The sequence below is a fragment of the Nonomuraea sp. B5E05 genome (assembly GCF_039880665.1).
In the GTDB taxonomy this organism is placed as follows: domain Bacteria; phylum Actinomycetota; class Actinomycetes; order Streptosporangiales; family Streptosporangiaceae; genus Nonomuraea.
This window is the reverse complement of record NZ_JBDPMJ010000009.1, coordinates 19,864-35,243: the sequence shown is the minus strand read 5'-3', so window position 1 is coordinate 35,243 and position 15,380 is coordinate 19,864. Positions and strand designations below refer to the sequence as shown.

Here is a 15,380-nt window from a genome sequence, read left to right as displayed (position 1 = left end):
CTGTGTCCGGGCCTTAAGACCTGTTTACTCTTGTGACTGGTTGGTAAGTTCCCGGCATGGAGTCTGCGAAGCACGCCGGTGACGCCGCCGTCGCCGTGTCCAAGGCCTATGGCGTCGAGACCATGTTCACCCTGTCGGGAGGGCACGTCTTTCCGCTCTACGACGGCGCCGTGCACGAGGAGATGCGCATCCTCGACGTACGCCACGAGCAGAGCGCGGTCTTCGCCGCCGAAGCGACGGCCCGGCTGACCAGGAAGCCCGGGCTGGCCGTGCTGACCGCCGGCCCCGGCATCACCAACGGCGTCAGCGGCGTCGCGACCGCCCACTTCAACGGCTCTCCCGTGGTCGTCATGGGCGGCCGGGCGCCCCAGTCGCGCTGGGGCAGCGGCGCGCTGCAGGAGATGGACCACCCGCCGCTGCTCGACCCGATCACCAAGCTGTCGTTCACGGCGAGCGGCGCCGAGTCCATCGGCCACGAGGTCGAGATGGCCTTCCGCACGGCGGTCGCCTCCCATCGCGGCCCGGTGTTCCTCGACTTCTACATGGACCACCTGTTCTCTCCGTCGCCGTTGCACGACGTGCAGACGCAGACGCCCTCGCCGCTGGAGCCCGACCCCGGCGACCTGGCCGGCATCGCACGGCTGCTGGCCGAGGCCGAGCGGCCCGTGCTGGTTTACGGATCCGACGTGTGGATGGAGCGCGCCGAGGAGGCCGCCCGCGACTTCGCCGAGACGTGGCGGCTGCCGGTCATCCCCAACGGCCAGGGCCGCGGCATCCTGCCGTCCGGGCACCAGCTGCTCGTCACCCGGGCGCGCGGGCTCGCCTTCTCCCAGGCCGACCTGGTGATCGTGGTCGGCACCCCGCTCGACTTCCGCCTCGGCTACGGCTGGTTCGGCGGCAAGGACGGCGCGCCGCTGGCCCGCGTGGTCCACATCGCCGACGCGCCGTCGCAGCTGGCCACGCACATGCAGCCGGCCGCGTCCGCCGCGGGCGACCTGTCAGTGGTGTTCTGGAGCCTCGGCGCCGCCTGTGGCGACGCCGGCGTCAAACCCGACGCCTACGCCCCCTGGGTGACGAGGTTGTCCGACACGGCCGCCGCGGCCATCGCCGGCGACGCCGAGTTGCTGGCCTCCGACTCCGACCCGATCCACCCCATGCGCATCTACGGCGAGCTGGGCAAGATCCTGGCCGACGACGCCGTGGTCATCGGCGACGGCGGCGACTTCGTCTCCTACGCGGGCAAATACGTCGAGCCCCGGCAGCCGGGCAACTGGCTCGACCCCGGCCCGTACGGCTGTCTCGGCACCGGCCTCGGCTACTCCATCGCCGCCCGCCTGGCCAGGCCGTCCTCACAGGTCGTGCTGCTGCTCGGCGACGGCGCCGCCGGGTTCTCCCTGATGGACGTCGACACCCTCGTACGCCACCGGCTGCCGGTCGTCATGATCTGCGGCAACAACGGCATCTGGGGCCTGGAGAAGCACCCCATGCAGATGTTGTACGGCTACGACGTGGCGGCCGAGCTGCAGCCCCAGTGCCGCTACGACCAGGTCGTGACCGCGCTCGGCGGCGGCGGCGAGCTCGTCACCAAGCCGTCGGAGATCGGGCCCGCGCTGCGCAGGGCGTTCGACTCGGGCATCCCCTACATGGTGAACATCGCCACCGACCCGCAGATCGCCTACCCCCGCAACACGACGGGGGTGTGACGCTACTGCTTCGGGGTGGCCGACGGGGTGGGGCTCGGGCTGCCGCTCGTGCAGGGGCTGTCGACGACGACCAGCGTGATCATGGCACCTTCGTTCACCTGGGTGCCGCCCTTGGGCGTCATGGCCTTGACGGTGCCGCAGCGCAGACCGGCGGTGGTGGTGGTCTGGTCGTCGAGGTCCACCTCGAAGCCCATCGCCAGGAGGATGTCCTGCGCCTCGAGGAACCTCTTCCCGACCACCTTGGGCACGCGCTTCTTGCCGGCGGTGGGCGTGGGAGAGCCCGACGGCGTGGTGGTGGGCGTCGTGGTGGGCGTCGGCGTGCGGGTGGGGGTCCTGGTCGGCTTGGGCTCCGAGGTCGTCGGGTCGGGCCTGGGCGGCCTGGTGGTCGGCCTGGGTTCCGAGGTCGTCGGGTCGGGCCTGGGCGGCCTGGTGGTCTTCGTCTCGCGGGGGGGCTGGATGGACGACGTGTCGCCCCGCGGAACAGCGGTCTCGGTGACCTGCGGCTCGCCGGGGGTCATGCCCGTCAGGGCGACCGCGCCGGCGCCCGCGCCGAGCACCACCGCGACCGCGATGCCCGTGATCAGGCCGGTCCTGCGCGGCGCCTTCGCCGCCCGCCGGCTGCCGCCGCGACGCTCGGACACGTTCGTGTCCTGGGATGCCTGCTGGTGCGCACCGGTCTGGTACGCCTCCATCGGCGGAGCAGCAGCGGGAGGCGCCTGAACCGGCTCGGGCACGGGCTGCCCGCTGGCGGCCGCGCGGGCCGCCTCGCTCATGGCCTTGGCCGAGGGGTAGCGCCTGGCCGGATCTTTCGACAGCGCGACCTCGACCAGCGTGCGCACCGCCGGGGGGATCTCGGCGGGCAGCGGCGGCGGGGCCTCGCGGATGTGCTTGAGCGCGATCGTGACCGCGCTGTCGCCGTCGAACGGACGCTGCCCCATCAGGCACTCGTACGCGACCACGCCGAGCGCGTAGATGTCGACCGCGGGCGTGACAGGCGCACCTTCGGCCTGCTCGGGGGCGCAGTAGGCGGCCGTGCCCAGCACCATGCCGGCGTCGGTGAGCCGGTTGGCCAGATCGGACCTGGCGATGCCGAAGTCGGTCAGCACCAGCGTGCCGTCGCGCTGCACGAGCAGGTTGCCCGGCTTGACGTCGCGGTGCACGATGCCCTGGTCGTGCACGGCCTGCAACGCCGAGGCGGCCTGCGCGATCAGCTCCATGGCCTGCTGCGGCGCGATCCGGCCCAGCCTGGACAGTAAGCGGTCGAGCGGCTCGCCGTCGACGAACTTCATCACCAGGTAGACGGTGTCGCCGCTGACGCCGTAGTCGTAGACGTCGACCACACCGCTGTGGTTGATCGTGGCCATCGCCCGCGCCTCCCCCTGGAAGCGAGCGACGAACCCCGGGTCCTCCATACGGCCTGGCAGCAGCACCTTGACGGCGACGGTGCGGGCCAGGACGATATCCTCGCCGCGCCACACCTCGCCCATGCCGCCGGCGCCGATGCGGGTATCCAATCGATACCGCCCCGCCAGCGTCGTCCCTTGTGCCACCATGACGCCCCCGTTACCCCCCTACTTCAGTAACCTCTCCCACCCCGCGAGTCTCCAACAAAGCGAACTTTCATCGCGGTAAGGTAACACAGTGGTCACGGAAGTCAGAGAGTGTACGACTCACCTGTCCCACATGCCACTCAAATGCCTCAAGCCGTACAAACTCTATCCTGCGGCCTCACGGCGGGCCTTGTCCGCGTTTCGCGGAACTCAACGGCCGGATCGCTAGGCTGATCCCATGACGCTCGCTCCTGGTCTTCGCGCCCAGTCGCTCATCGTGGTCGAGATGGACGACACCGCCAAGAGCGTGGGCAGCGGAGACGTGCCCGTGCTGGCGACGCCCCGGCTGCTCGCGCTGGCCGAGGCGGCGACCGTGCGCGCCGTCGAGCGGCACCTCGCGCCGGGCCAGACGTCCGTCGGCACCCGGGTCGAGCTGGAGCACGTGGCCGCCAGCCCGCTCGGCACACGCGTGCAGCTCGGCGTCGAGCTGACGCGGGTCGACGGCCGTCGCCTGATCTTCGCCTTCGAGGCCCACGACGAGCACTCCGTCGTGGGCAAGGGCACGATCGAGCGCGTCCTCGTCGACCGCGCCAGATTCCTGGCCGCGAGCGAACGGCGCACGACGTGAGGGCCGCTAGTCGTCGATGACGGCGATCAGGTCGCCTTCCTGGATCACGTCGCCCTCGGCCACCTTGAGCTGGGCCACCGTGCCGTCGTCCTCGGCGAGCACCGGGATCTCCATCTTCATCGACTCGAGGATGACGAGCGTGTCACCCTCGGAGACGGTGTCGCCCTCGCGGACGACGACCTTCCACACGTTGGCCACCATCTCGGCGCGTACCTCAGCCACCGCGACTCCCCTCTTTCCATGATCCGATGATGTTCACGACCTAGGCGCGCATGCGCGCGACCAGACCGGTGTCGTAGTCGCCGGCGACGAACTCCGCGTTCTCCAGCAGCTCCGCACAGAATGGCAGATTGTTCTTCGGTCCCTCTACGGTGAACGCCGCCACCGCCTTGCGGCCCTTCTCCAGCGCGTCGGCGCGGTTCTCACCGCGGACGCAGAGCTTGGCCATCAGCGGATCGTAGAACGGGGTGACCGTGTTGCCCATCTCATAGCCGGAGTCGACCCGCACGCCGTCGGCGACCGGCTCCTCCCACGTCGTGATCGTGCCAGGGCCGGGGAAGAACCGCTTCGGGTCCTCCGCGTAGACGCGGAACTCTATCGCGTGCCCGGCCGGCTCGGCCGGCACCTCGGGGCTCTCGCCCGCCGCGACACGCAGCTGCAGCTCGACCAGGTCGACGCCGGTGACCAGCTCGGTGACCGGGTGCTCCACCTGCAGCCGGGTGTTCATCTCCAGGAACACGAAATCCTGCCGGTCGGCGTCGACCAGGCACTCGACGGTGCCCGCACCGGCATAGCCGACGGCCTCGCCGGCCCGCACGGCGGCGGCGAGCATGCGCTCGCGCAACTCCGGCGTGATGCCGGGGGACGGCGACTCCTCGACGACCTTCTGGTGGCGGCGCTGCACCGAGCAGTCGCGCTCGCCCAGCGCCACGACCCGGCCGTCGGGCAGGCCGAAGATCTGCACCTCGACGTGGCGGGCCCGCTCGATATAGCGCTCGAGCAGCACGGCGGGCCCGTCGAGCGCGTCACCCGCGCTGCCGGCGAACCTCGCCGCCGCCCTGGCCGCCTGGTCGTACGCCTTGCCCAGGCCCTCGTCGTCGTAGGCCACGCTCATGCCGATGCCGCCGCCGCCGGCCGCGGTCTTGACCATGACCGGATAGCCGATGGACTCCGCGGCCCGCAGCGCCAGCGACAGGTCGGTGACCGGCTCGCGGGTGCCCGCGGCGACCGGAACGCCCGCGGCCTCCATGAGGTTCCTGGCGTTGATCTTGTCGCCCATCCGGTCGATGGCCTCGGGCGCTGGCCCGATCCACACCATCCCCGCCTCGATCACGGCCCTGGCGAACGCGGCGTTCTCGGCGAGGAACCCGTAGCCCGGGTGCACGGACCGCGCGCCCGTCGCCCGCGCCGCCTCCAGCACCTTGCCGGCGTCGAGGTAGCTCTGCGCGGGGTTGGCCGGGCCGATCAGCACCGCCTCGTCGGCCTCGCGGACGAACGGCAGGTCGGCGTCGGCCTCCGAGTGCACGGCGACGGCACGCAGGCCCATCCGTCTGACCGTGCGGATGATCCGTCGCGCGATCTCACCTCGGTTGGCGACCAGAACGGGTCCGAGCGTCTCAGTAAGCACGCCGACCACCTTATGGCCGCCACAGGCTTGACCCCTTTCCCCCGAAACCACCGAAGCGGCCAGCACGATCTGTAGGAACCCCACAATCAGGAGCGCTCCACGCGCCGGTGACTGCGCGCGGGCGACAACAGCTTAGACGCGGCCACGGTCGATCACGCGCCCGAGCGACTCGATCGCGTGGGGGTCGTAGGAGCCGCCCGGGGACTGCCGGATGCGCTCCAGCGCCGCCCCGGCGCGGTCGCGGTCGGTGGAGGGCCCCACCAGGTCGTCGTAGGCGTTGGCGACCTTGATGATGCGGCTCGACAGCGGCGGGTCCTCGGTGATCGGGTCGCACTGCCGTCTGACCACCTCGGCCACGCGGTCGAGCACGCCCGTCTGCCGGATCACCTCGGCGCCCAGCTCGGCGATGCGGCGGGCCTGCTCGGGCTCGGTGAGCACGGTGGCGCCGCCGGGGATCGGGTCGCGCAACGACAGCTGGCCGATGTCGTGCATCAGCGCCGCGTATTCCAGCTCCAGCAGTTCGGGTTCGGCCATGCCCAGCTCTCTGCCGATGGCCACGGCCAGCCGGCTCACCCGGCGCGAGTGCCCGGGCTCGACGTAGCCGCCGACCTCCGTCACCCGGGACAGGGCGCGTACGGTCTGCAGGTAGGTGGCGCGGATGCCGGCGTATTTCCTGAAGGCGACCTGGGTGACCAGCAGCGGAGCGGCGAACACCAGCAGCGCCACCAGATCCATGCTGTGCGTGGCCAGCGCGAGCAGCACGCCCGACGAACCCACGGCGGCGCCCAGCGGGAACGCCATGTTGATCTCGTCGCGCACCGCCACCCGGAACGCGGTGCGCACCTGCTCCGCCCTGAGCAGCGCCGCGATCAGCACGTCGATCAGCAAGGTGATCGTGATGAGCGTGGCCATCGCCGCGAGCGCCGGCCACCACGTGCTGGTCGGCGGCTTGGTGAGCTCGTAGAGCGGGTCGGCCAGCGGCCGGAACGCGAACGCCGGCAACGCGCCGATGAGCAGCCGCCTGGCCATCGCGTCGAGCCGCGGCGGCCGGCCGACGGCCAGGTGCGGCAGCGCTCCCGCGGTCATGCCGACCGCGATCACCGCGACCACCTGCAGTGCGGGGTGGCGCAGCGGATGCTGGCTGAGGTCGAGCAGCAACGTGTAGCCGAGCGCCGCGGCGGCCCCGATGGGCGCGACCTCCCTGTTGCCCGGCATGGTGAGCCTGGCCAGCTCGCCGACCGCGATCAGCGCGCCGAACCCGACCGCGATCTCCGGGCGTTCGAGCCCGGCGGCGGCGGTGTAGCCGACCCCCGCCACCGCGACCAGCCCGGCCACGCAGATGAGCAGGAGCTGTCCCGAGTCGAACCGGCGCAGCACCGTGCCCACGGACCGCTCGGCCCGCCGCCGGGGACGCGCTGTGGTGATCATTGACCGGTCACGACCTCGATGGGCATGGTCGGGTCGTCGTGGTCCTTGATCGGGGACTCGGCGGCCTCGGGAGGCGGCGGGTCGACGCGGCGCGGCGGCTGCCACGGCTCGCGGTCGAGCGCCCTGATGAAGGCCGCGACCATGACCGGGTCGAAATGGGTGCCGGCGCACTTGCGCAGCTCTTCCACGGCCACCGGCACCGGCCTGGCACCGCGGTAGGAACGGTCGGAGGTCATCGAGTCGAACGCGTCGGCCACCGCGATGACCTTCGCGAACTCGGGGATCTCGTCACCGGCCAGCCCCATCGGGTAGCCGGTGCCGTCGTGGCGCTCGTGGTGGTGCATGATGCCGGCGTAGGCCTCGTCGAGGAACCCGATGCCGCGCACGATCTCCAGCCCGCGCATCGGATGCAGCTGGATCGCGGCGAACTCCTCCTCGGTGAGCGGCCCGTCCTTCTGCAGCACCTTGGTCGGCACGCCGAGCTTGCCCACGTCGTGGAGCATGCCGGCGTAGCGGATCGCCCGCACCCGCTCGACCCCCATGCCGATCTCCTGAGCGATCATGGAGGAGGCGTGCGAGACCCGCGTGCAGTGGCCGCGCGTGTAATAGTCTTTCGTCTCCACCGCCTGGCAGAGTGCGGCGATGGTGGCGTCGTAGGAGCGCTGCTGCGCGTGATACTGGCCGAACGCCCACCGCGCCACGAAGAGCGGCACCAGCACCAGCACCGCCGAGATCGACGCCACGGTGGCCCACAGCCCCGCCACCAGCAGCCCGAACGTGCCGTAGCCCAGGTAGGACAGCAGGAACTGGACCATGCCGCGCATCGGCACCTCGGTGGCGCGCGATCCCGTGGCCAGCGCGATCACGGTGAGGGTGAGGACGATGTTGAGCGGCACGAAGACGGCCGTGGCCGCGACGTAGGGGCCGATCAGGTCGTCGAACGCGTTGACCTGGGGCACGCCGACCTGCCCGTCGAGCGCGACGTAGAGCCACCCGGCCGCGAAGCCGCAGATGGCGAACTGGGCGCCGTTGAACAGCCGTTTGATCAACGGCAGCCCCGGCCGCACGCTCACGCTCGCGGTCAGCCCCACCAGCGCCGCCCCCTCGGGACCGAGCAGCACCACGGCGGCCAGCGAGGCCGAGAAGCTCACCGAGACGGCGAACTGCTCCACGTTGAGGAGCGTCGGCATCGACTCGCACACCAGGAACAGCAGCGCGAGCACGAGCAGGATATCGAGGTCCTCCGGAGCCACGGGGGCGCCGGAGACCACGATGCCGCGAACGATGAGAGCGGCCGCCACCCCGATCACAGCGACCAGATAGGCCCTTGCGGGCCACGGCAGATCACGCATTGCGGCCCCCTACGGCGGTCAGGTCCAGGAAACCCCGGGTGGGATCGCTCCTCCGAACGCTCCCCCGAACACCATGACCATCGGAGCGGCCAGCACGGCGGCCATGAACAGCCGGGCGACCATAGCCTTCAACATACGCATGCCTCCACGGTCGGCTTGTGGAACTTCACGCTACAGAAGAGGACGTGGTCGCACCGCCCGAGTGTGAAATAGCAAGCAAAGCGTAATCAAGCCACTACGAGACGCGATGTGCGGCGGCCCACTCCACGGTCTTCTTCACGCCGGTCGACAGGTCGGTGCGCGGCTGCCAGCCGAGCCCGTCGTGGGCCGGCACCGGGTCGACCGCCATCGCCGGCAGGTCGCCCACGCGCGGCTGCGCGAACCCCGGCTTGTCCTGGGCGCCCGCCGCGTCGGCGATGAGCGAGTGCAGCCGGCGGTCGCTGGTCTGGATGCCGGTGCCGAGGTTGAACCTGCGGCCGTTGCCCTCCGCCCCGCACGCCCTGACGAAGCCGTCGACCACGTCGTCGACGTAGATGTAGTCGCGGGTCTGGGTGCCGTCGCCGTAGAGGACCGTGGGCGTGCCCGACAGCAGGGCGTCGGTGAAGATGGCGACCACGCCGGCCTCGCCCTCGGGCGACTGGCGCGGGCCGTAGACGTTGGAGAGCACCAGCGTGGTGTATTCGAGACCGTAGAGGGCCCGGAACGTGGCGAGGTAGGTCTCGCCGCTCAGCTTGGACGCGGCGTAGGGGGAACGCGGGTCGGTCGGCGCGTCGCCGGGCACCGGGATCGCCGACGGCCTGCCGTAGACCGCCACCGACGAGGCGAACACCACCTTGCGGGTGCGCCCCTCGTGGGCCGCGGCCAGCACGGACGCCGTGCCCGCGACGTTGACGCCGGCGTCGTGCACCGGGTCGGCGACGCTCTTGCGCACGCTGATCTGCGCGGCGAGGTGGCAGATGACCTCGGGTTGCAGGTCGGCGACCAGGGCGATCAGCGCGGGATCGCGCACGTCGATCTCGTGCAGCCGGAAGCGGTCGCTGCCGCTAGCCTGCGCCAGGTTGTCCCGGCGCCCTGAGGACAGGTCGTCGACCACGTCGACCTCGTGCCCGTCGCCCAGCAGACGATCGACGAGATTCGAACCGATGAACCCGGCACCCCCGGTGACCAACGCGCGCATGCGGTCGATCCTAGTCGGCCAGCTCCGACCTCACTTGCGCGATGCGGGCCAGAACCTTGGATCGCAGGTCTGCCGGGACCGGGTCGCAGCCGCAGTGTTTGTGCACAAGCGCCTTGACCGCTTTGTCCAGATCATATTCCTGCAGGCACGGGCTGCACTCGTCGAGATGCACGCGGATGTCGGCGACGTCGCTTTCGGTCAGCTCGCCGTCGAGATAGGCGTAAACCTTGTCGAGCACCTCGCGACAGTCGGTGTCATGCGGGTTGCCACAGCTCATTTCGATCCCTCCGCCGGGACCAGGCCACGCTCGCGAGCATAGTCCTCAAGGAGGCCCCGCAACTGCCTGCGTCCCCTGTGCAGCCTCGACATCACGGTGCCGATCGGAGTGCCCATGATGTCGGCGATCTCCTTGTAGGGGAAGCCCTCGACATCAGCCAGGTAGACGGCGATCCTGAACTCCTCGGGCAGGGCCGCCAGCGCCTGCTTGATGTCGCCGTCGGGCAGGTGCTCGAGCGCCTCGACCTCGGCCGACTTCAGCCCGCTCGAGGTGTGGGACTCAGCCCGCGCGAGCTGCCAGTCCTCGATCTCCTCGGCGCCCGACTGCTTCGGCTCGCGCTGCTTCTTGCGGTAACTGTTGATGAAGGTGTTGGTCAGGATCCGGTAGAGCCACGCCTTGAGGTTGGTGCCCTGCTGGAACTGGTGGAACGACGCGAACGCCTTGGCGAAGGTCTCCTGCAGCAGGTCCTCCGCGTCCGCGGGATTTCGGGTCATCCGGAGCGCCGCGGAGTAGAGCTGCTCGAGATACGGCATGACGTCGCGCTCGAATCGCTCGCTTCGCTGCTCCAGCGTCTCCGCGCCTGTCGCGGGCACCGGACCCACCCCCCTAAGATCACCGGTGGCCGACCGTGGCGGAACACCGTACTCAGGGGAGGATACCCGCTGGCCCGTGACCTCCTGGTCAGCGGGTTGGGGGCTGAGCAATGTGAGCATGCTCGTCGCAACACCCCCGTGCCCTCGTCTGTTCCCGCAAGATAGAAGGTACGAAGGACCCGGTGCGGGGAACGTCATACGTACCGGCTGGTAGCCCTTTTTTCCGTAACCCAGGAGTCGCGTGTGCTGCCCATTCCGGCCGAGGAACTGAACGGCTCAGGGACGCTCGGGCCGTACTGGACCTTCTATCGCGCCGTCGCCGCCGAGCAACTGAACCGATGGCTTCCCAGCCAGCCCTCCGTGATCCTCGACCTGTCCGGTGGCCGCGGCCGGTGGTCCGGCCAGGCGGCCAGGGCCGGGCACCGGGTGATCGAGGTGCTCGACTTCCGCCGCACGGTCGACGCGCAGTCCCGATTGCGCGACGCCGACCGCGTCCGTCACATACGCGCCGACGATCTGTCGTTCCTGCCCGACGAGAGCGTGGACGCCGTCCTCGCCGAAGAGCGTGCGATGTCGGTCGAGCTGATGGCCGAGTCGGCGATGAGCGACGTGGCGAGGGTGTTGCGCCCCGGCGGCCGGGCGCTGGTGTGCGTCGACTCGCTCGTGCTGGGCATGGCGATCCTGGCCGAGCAGGGTCAGTGGCAGCACCTGCGCCAGACCGGCGAGGTCATGCTCGTGCCGTGGCCCGACGGCAGCATCACGCGCTGCTTCAGCAGCGGGCAGCTGCGCGAGTTGCTGGCGGGCACCGGGCTGGAGGTGGAGTGGATGCGGCCGCGCACGGTGTTGTCGCCGTCCACGGTCGACCACGTGCTCTCGTCCGACGCGCGCGCCCTGTCCTATCTGGTGCGTACGGAGCTCGAGGCCCATCCCGACGACGACGACACCGTCGGCATCCACCTGGTGGCCAGCGCCCGCAAGCGCTGACCGCCTGCCGACGGCCCTGCCGGCGGTTCCGCCAGCCGCCTGCCGGCAGGCCCTGCCGACCGGCCCTGCCTCCTGGCCGGGCCGCCGTTCTTCGTGGCCGGCGGCCCCGAGGAGGTCAGCGGCGGCGCTCCCGCTTTCCCTGGCACTGCACGCACCGCGCGGCCTCCGGGCGGGCCTCCAGCCGGCCTTCGGGGACCGGCTTGCCGCAGTCGACGCACCTGCCGTAGACGCCTTCGTCGATGCGCTCGATCGCCTCCACCACCGCGCGGCGCTGCGCGGTGGCCACGGTCAGCATGGCCTGCGCGCGGTCGGCGTCGGTCAGGTCGGAGCCCGCGTCGGCCGCGGAGTATTCCCGCACCGCGACGGGGTCGCCTTTGAGGACCCCGATCGAGCGGTCCAATTCGGCGAGCATGTCTTTCAGCCGCTCACGAGCGGTCGTGACGTCCACGAATCCGCACCTCCGGGTGAATGAGGGAAGCCTGCGGCCAGGACTCCCCGGATGTCCCCGCCGGCGCGATCAATGGGGGCCTATGTGGCGGTGACACCGAGTGAACGGTTGCATCGCTTTCCTCACCGAATGCCCACTTACCGCGCTTCTTACACCTTTAGAACAGCGCGGGCTCCCCCGCCTCGGGGAGCGGTTTGATGAGGTCGGGGCCGTTGTTCCTGACGTTGTTCACATCCGTGGAGACCGCGTACGCCGTGAGCCGCCCCGACTCGGCGGGCACCAGCAACTCGGAGGCCCGCTCGGTGTCGGTGAGTTTGGGGTCGAGCCATTCGGCCCAGCGGTCGCGCTCGATCATCATGGGCATCCTGTCGTGGATGCGTCCCAGGTGGTCTTCGGCGTCGGTCGTGATAACGGTGCAGCTGACGAGCCATTGGAGCGGGTCGTCGTCGGCGCGCGACGGATCCTTCCAGAACTCGTACAGGCCGGCCATGGCCAGCACCCCGCCGTCCGCTGGATGGATGAAGTAGGGCTGTTTCTTCTTCCCCTGCTTGTGGCCGCGCCCGCTTCGGCCCTCGCTCTCTCCGTCCGGGTTCGTGCGCTCCGGCTCGACCGGCATCCACTCGAAATAGCCGTCGGCCGGGAGCAGGCATCTGCGCTTGGCGAACGCCCGGCGGTAGGACGGTTTCTCCGCCAGCGTCTCGGCCCTGGCGTTGATCAGCCGCGAGCCGATCGACGGGTCCTTCGCCCAGGCGGGGACCAGGCCCCACTTGAGGATCCTGAGCTGGCGGACCGCCCGCTCGGCCTCGTGGGGCACGCGGCTCAGGACGGCGTAGACGTTCTTGGTCGGCGCCACGTTGTAGTCGGCGCCGAGCTCCTTGTCGGGTTCGCCGTCCTGCTCGATCTGGAACTCCTCGAGCAGCTCGTGCTTCTTGCGCGCCGAGGCGTATCTACCGCACATGACACCACACTGCCATGTCCTTCTCCCACTCGCGTGTCCGCCCGGCGGCGACGCGCGGACTTCGACCGCGTCCCGCCACTCCCAGTACTCTTTGACCATGCCCGCTCCGCTCTGGCCCGCACCGACGGCGACGACCCCCGTCAGCGCCACCGTCCCGCTGCCCGGCTCCAAGTCGGTGACCAACCGCGCGCTCCTGCTCGCCGCGCTCGCCGACGGCCCCGGCGTCGTGCGCGGTGCGCTGCGCAGCCGCGACGCGGACCTGATGGCGGCCGCGCTGCGGGCGCTCGGCACCACGCTGGTGGCCGGCGGTGAGAGCGCCGCGGGGGTCGACTGGCACGTGACGCCGGGCCCGGTCCGCGGCGGCGCGAGCATCGACGCCGGCCTGGCGGGCACGGTCATGCGCTTCGTCCCGCCGATGGCCGCGCTGGCCGACGGCCCGGTCCACTTCAACGGTGACCCGCACGCGCGCAAGCGCCCGATGGGGCCCATCCTCGACGCGCTGCGCTCGCTGAACGCGCGGGTCGACAACGACGCGCTGCCGTTCACGATCACCGGGCCCGTCACGGGCGGCGAGGTGACGCTGGACGCGTCGGGTTCGTCGCAGTTCGTCTCGGGGCTGCTGCTGGCGGCCGCGCGCTTCGAAAAGGGCGTCACGATTCGCCATGTGGGCCCGCCCGTGCCCTCGCAGCCGCACATCGAGATGACGGTGCAGATGCTCAGGGCGGCCGGCGTCACGGTCGACGACGGCGAGCGCGACGTGTGGCGCGTCGAGCCCGGCCCGATCGCGGCGAGAGACGTCACGGTCGAGCCCGACCTGTCCAACGCGGCCCCGTTCCTGGCCGCCGCGCTGGTCACGGGCGGCACGGTCACCATTCCGGCATGGCCCGCCGAGACCACCCAGCCCGGCGACGCCCTGCGGGGCCTGCTCACCTCCATGGGCGCCACGGTCACCCGCACGGCCGACCTGGTCGTCACGGGCACGGGCGAGATCACCGGCATCGACGCCGACCTGCACGAGGTCGGCGAGCTGACCCCGACGATCGCCGCGCTGGCCGCGCTCGCGCGCACCCCGAGCCGCATCCGGGGCGTGAGCCACCTGCGCGGCCACGAGACCGACCGCCTGGCCGCGCTGGCCACCGAGATCAACCGCCTCGGCGGCGACGCCGAGGAGACGGACGACGGCCTGGTCATCCACCCCCGCCCGCTGCGCGGCGGCACCTTCCACAGCTACGACGACCACCGCATGGCCACCGCTGGAGCGGTGATCGGGCTCGCGGTCCCGGGAGTGCGGGTGGAAAACGTCGCGACGACCGCCAAGACCCTGCCGGAGTTCGTCCAGATGTGGGCGGCGATGCTGGACCCCCGATGACGACGGTGATCCGGCCGCTGCCCGCCGCCGGTTTCATGGGGGAAGCCCCGGGCACGTCGGAGATGGGCGAGACGTGACTGCGCGCTGCCCGCACCGACCCGCCGCACCCGGCCCGCGTCACCGAACACCCTGTCACCGACCACAGAGGGGAAGCGAGCGTATGGGAGCGGACCGCTGAGAAAGCGGGAGTACGACGAGGACGACGTACGGGTCAGGCCGGGCAAGGGGTCACGGCCGCGCACCCGAATCCGTCCTGCGCACGAGGACGCCGTCGGAGGGTTCGTGGTCGCCGTCGACCGGGGCCGCTACACCGTCCTGGTCGAGCCCGAACGCGGGTCGGCCCAGAAACGCAGGCAGCAGCCTCAGCGCCGCCTGGTGGTCGCCATGAAGGCCCGCGAGCTCGGCCGCAAGGGCATCGTCGTGGGCGACCGGGTCGCCCTGGTCGGCGACGTCTCCGGCCGTCCCGACACCCTGGCGAGGGTCGTCCGCGTGGAGCCGCGCAGCTCGATGTTGCGCCGCTCGGCCGACGACACCGATGACACCGACGGCATCGAACGCCCGGTCGTCGCCAACGCCGACCAGCTCGTCATCGTGACCGCCCTGGCCGATCCGCCGCCCCGCCCCCGCATGATCGACCGCATGCTGGTGGCCGCGTTCGACGCCGAGATCGAGGCTCTGCTCTGCCTCACCAAGCCGGATCTCGCCCCGCCCGACCCCCTGGTCGCCCTGTACGAACCGCTGGGCGTCTCGCACGTCGTCGTGCGCAAGGGAGGCTCGCTCGACGAGCTGCGCGACCACCTGACCGGGCGCATCAGCGTCCTGGTCGGCCACTCGGGCGTCGGCAAGTCCACCCTGGTCAACGCCCTGGTCCCCGACGCCAACCGCGCCGTCTCCCAGGTCAACGCCGTCACGGGCCGCGGCCGCCACACCTCCACCTCGGCCGTCGCCCTGGAGCTGCCGGAGGGCGGCTGGATCATCGACACCCCGGGGGTGCGCAGCTTCGGCCTGGCCCACGTGTCGGTGGAGACGGTGCTGGCCGGGTTCCCCGACCTGGTGGAGGGCACGGTCGACTGCCCGAAGGGCTGCACCCACCTGGGCGACGGTTGCGCCCTGGACGCCTGGGTGGCCGCCGGCAACGCCGACCCCGCCCGCCTGGAGTCGCTCCGCCGCCTCCTGTCCAGCCGCGAGGGCTCACCCGACGACGCTCCCTGAGCCTTTCACGTGCCCTTAGGTGCCGTCATGGCGCGCTCGTACGCAGCGCATTTCTGGCGGTCAATGGGCGGGCA

Annotated in this window: 16 protein-coding genes; 5 read left to right on the top strand and 11 right to left on the bottom strand. The window is 71.0% G+C overall.

The genetic code is table 11. The annotated features are described in order from the left end of the window. Window positions 1-56 precede the first annotated feature (56 nt). On the top strand, window positions 57-1,703 hold the full coding sequence (locus ABGB01_RS18340) for an acetolactate synthase (protein WP_347774652.1): 1,647 nt from the start codon (window positions 57-59) through the stop codon (window positions 1,701-1,703). 2 nt (window positions 1,704-1,705) lie between these two features. Here the strand turns inward: ABGB01_RS18340 and ABGB01_RS18335 are convergent, their stop codons facing one another. Then, window positions 1,706-3,256 carry a serine/threonine protein kinase gene (locus tag ABGB01_RS18335; protein WP_347774651.1) on the bottom strand — a complete coding sequence of 517 codons (1,551 nt, stop codon included), beginning with the start codon at window positions 3,254-3,256 and terminating at the stop codon, window positions 1,706-1,708. A 235-nt stretch (window positions 3,257-3,491) separates the two neighbouring features. Between ABGB01_RS18335 and ABGB01_RS18330 the strand changes: the two genes are divergently transcribed. Then, complete coding sequence (locus ABGB01_RS18330; RefSeq protein ID WP_347774650.1) at window positions 3,492-3,881, top strand: hotdog domain-containing protein; 390 nt, start codon at window positions 3,492-3,494, stop codon at window positions 3,879-3,881. A gap of 6 nt (window positions 3,882-3,887) precedes the next feature. Here the strand turns inward: ABGB01_RS18330 and ABGB01_RS18325 are convergent, their stop codons facing one another. From ABGB01_RS18325 to ABGB01_RS18290, 8 genes are all read right to left on the bottom strand, one after another. Further along, on the bottom strand, window positions 3,888-4,103 hold the full coding sequence (locus ABGB01_RS18325) for a biotin/lipoyl-binding carrier protein (RefSeq protein WP_132336371.1): 216 nt from the start codon (window positions 4,101-4,103) through the stop codon (window positions 3,888-3,890). Between the two features lie 40 nt (window positions 4,104-4,143). Next, window positions 4,144-5,508, bottom strand: coding sequence for a biotin carboxylase N-terminal domain-containing protein (locus ABGB01_RS18320; protein WP_347774648.1), 1,365 nt, complete (start codon window positions 5,506-5,508; stop codon window positions 4,144-4,146). Between the two features lie 132 nt (window positions 5,509-5,640). Then, entirely contained in the window at window positions 5,641-6,936 is a 1,296-nt protein-coding gene (locus ABGB01_RS18315) for an HD domain-containing phosphohydrolase (protein WP_347774647.1), read from the bottom strand. Continuing rightward, window positions 6,933-8,288 carry an HD-GYP domain-containing protein gene (locus ABGB01_RS18310; RefSeq protein ID WP_347774646.1) on the bottom strand — a complete coding sequence of 452 codons (1,356 nt, stop codon included), beginning with the start codon at window positions 8,286-8,288 and terminating at the stop codon, window positions 6,933-6,935. Before ABGB01_RS18310 ends, ABGB01_RS18315 begins: the two co-directional genes overlap by 4 nt. Window positions 8,289-8,306: 18 nt before the next feature. Further along, on the bottom strand, window positions 8,307-8,429 hold the full coding sequence (locus ABGB01_RS18305; RefSeq protein ID WP_347624878.1) for a hypothetical protein: 123 nt from the start codon (window positions 8,427-8,429) through the stop codon (window positions 8,307-8,309). A gap of 94 nt (window positions 8,430-8,523) precedes the next feature. Continuing rightward, a complete protein-coding gene (locus ABGB01_RS18300; protein ID WP_347774644.1) occupies window positions 8,524-9,465 on the bottom strand; it encodes an NAD-dependent epimerase/dehydratase family protein in 942 nt (313 codons plus the stop codon). A 10-nt stretch (window positions 9,466-9,475) separates the two neighbouring features. Next, a complete protein-coding gene (rsrA, locus tag ABGB01_RS18295; RefSeq protein ID WP_132594015.1) occupies window positions 9,476-9,742 on the bottom strand; it encodes a mycothiol system anti-sigma-R factor in 267 nt (88 codons plus the stop codon). After that, entirely contained in the window at window positions 9,739-10,344 is a 606-nt protein-coding gene (locus tag ABGB01_RS18290; protein ID WP_132510087.1) for a sigma-70 family RNA polymerase sigma factor, read from the bottom strand. The genes rsrA and ABGB01_RS18290 overlap by 4 nt, the downstream gene beginning before the upstream one ends. Before the next feature lie 234 nt (window positions 10,345-10,578). Between ABGB01_RS18290 and ABGB01_RS18285 the strand changes: the two genes are divergently transcribed. Next, window positions 10,579-11,319: a methyltransferase domain-containing protein gene (locus tag ABGB01_RS18285; RefSeq protein WP_347774642.1), complete on the top strand. Its 741-nt coding sequence runs from the start codon at window positions 10,579-10,581 to the stop codon at window positions 11,317-11,319. A gap of 115 nt (window positions 11,320-11,434) precedes the next feature. Here ABGB01_RS18285 and ABGB01_RS18280 read toward each other — a convergent pair whose 3' ends face one another. Continuing rightward, window positions 11,435-11,767 (bottom strand): TraR/DksA C4-type zinc finger protein, encoded by a 333-nt coding sequence (locus tag ABGB01_RS18280; protein ID WP_347774640.1) that lies wholly within the window; start codon window positions 11,765-11,767, stop codon window positions 11,435-11,437. A 157-nt stretch (window positions 11,768-11,924) separates the two neighbouring features. Further along, window positions 11,925-12,725 carry an SOS response-associated peptidase gene (locus ABGB01_RS18275; protein ID WP_347774639.1) on the bottom strand — a complete coding sequence of 267 codons (801 nt, stop codon included), beginning with the start codon at window positions 12,723-12,725 and terminating at the stop codon, window positions 11,925-11,927. Between the two features lie 97 nt (window positions 12,726-12,822). Between ABGB01_RS18275 and aroA the strand changes: the two genes are divergently transcribed. Then, window positions 12,823-14,094 (top strand): 3-phosphoshikimate 1-carboxyvinyltransferase, encoded by a 1,272-nt coding sequence (gene aroA, locus ABGB01_RS18270; protein ID WP_347774638.1) that lies wholly within the window; start codon window positions 12,823-12,825, stop codon window positions 14,092-14,094. Window positions 14,095-14,268: 174 nt separating this feature from the next. Beyond that, complete coding sequence (rsgA, locus tag ABGB01_RS18265) at window positions 14,269-15,306, top strand: ribosome small subunit-dependent GTPase A (RefSeq protein ID WP_347774971.1); 1,038 nt, start codon at window positions 14,269-14,271, stop codon at window positions 15,304-15,306. Window positions 15,307-15,380 lie beyond the last annotated feature (74 nt).

Bases quoted from the DNA above. Each gene is read 5' to 3' on its own strand.
- ABGB01_RS18335 (WP_347774651.1), bottom strand. From the start codon at position 3,256: ATGGTGGCACAAGGGACGACGCTGGCGGGGCGGTATCGATTGGATACC.
- ABGB01_RS18315 (WP_347774647.1), bottom strand. From the start codon at position 6,936: ATGATCACCACAGCGCGTCCCCGGCGGCGGGCCGAGCGGTCCGTGGGC.
- ABGB01_RS18305 (WP_347624878.1), bottom strand. From the start codon at position 8,429: ATGCGTATGTTGAAGGCTATGGTCGCCCGGCTGTTCATGGCCGCCGTG.
- ABGB01_RS18300 (WP_347774644.1), bottom strand. From the start codon at position 9,465: ATGCGCGCGTTGGTCACCGGGGGTGCCGGGTTCATCGGTTCGAATCTC.
- rsrA (WP_132594015.1), bottom strand. From the start codon at position 9,742: ATGAGCTGTGGCAACCCGCATGACACCGACTGTCGCGAGGTGCTCGAC.
- ABGB01_RS18310 (WP_347774646.1), bottom strand. From the start codon at position 8,288: ATGCGTGATCTGCCGTGGCCCGCAAGGGCCTATCTGGTCGCTGTGATC.
- ABGB01_RS18330 (WP_347774650.1), top strand. From the start codon at position 3,492: ATGACGCTCGCTCCTGGTCTTCGCGCCCAGTCGCTCATCGTGGTCGAG.
- aroA (WP_347774638.1), top strand. From the start codon at position 12,823: ATGCCCGCTCCGCTCTGGCCCGCACCGACGGCGACGACCCCCGTCAGC.
- ABGB01_RS18340 (WP_347774652.1), top strand. From the start codon at position 57: ATGGAGTCTGCGAAGCACGCCGGTGACGCCGCCGTCGCCGTGTCCAAG.
- ABGB01_RS18275 (WP_347774639.1), bottom strand. From the start codon at position 12,725: ATGTGCGGTAGATACGCCTCGGCGCGCAAGAAGCACGAGCTGCTCGAG.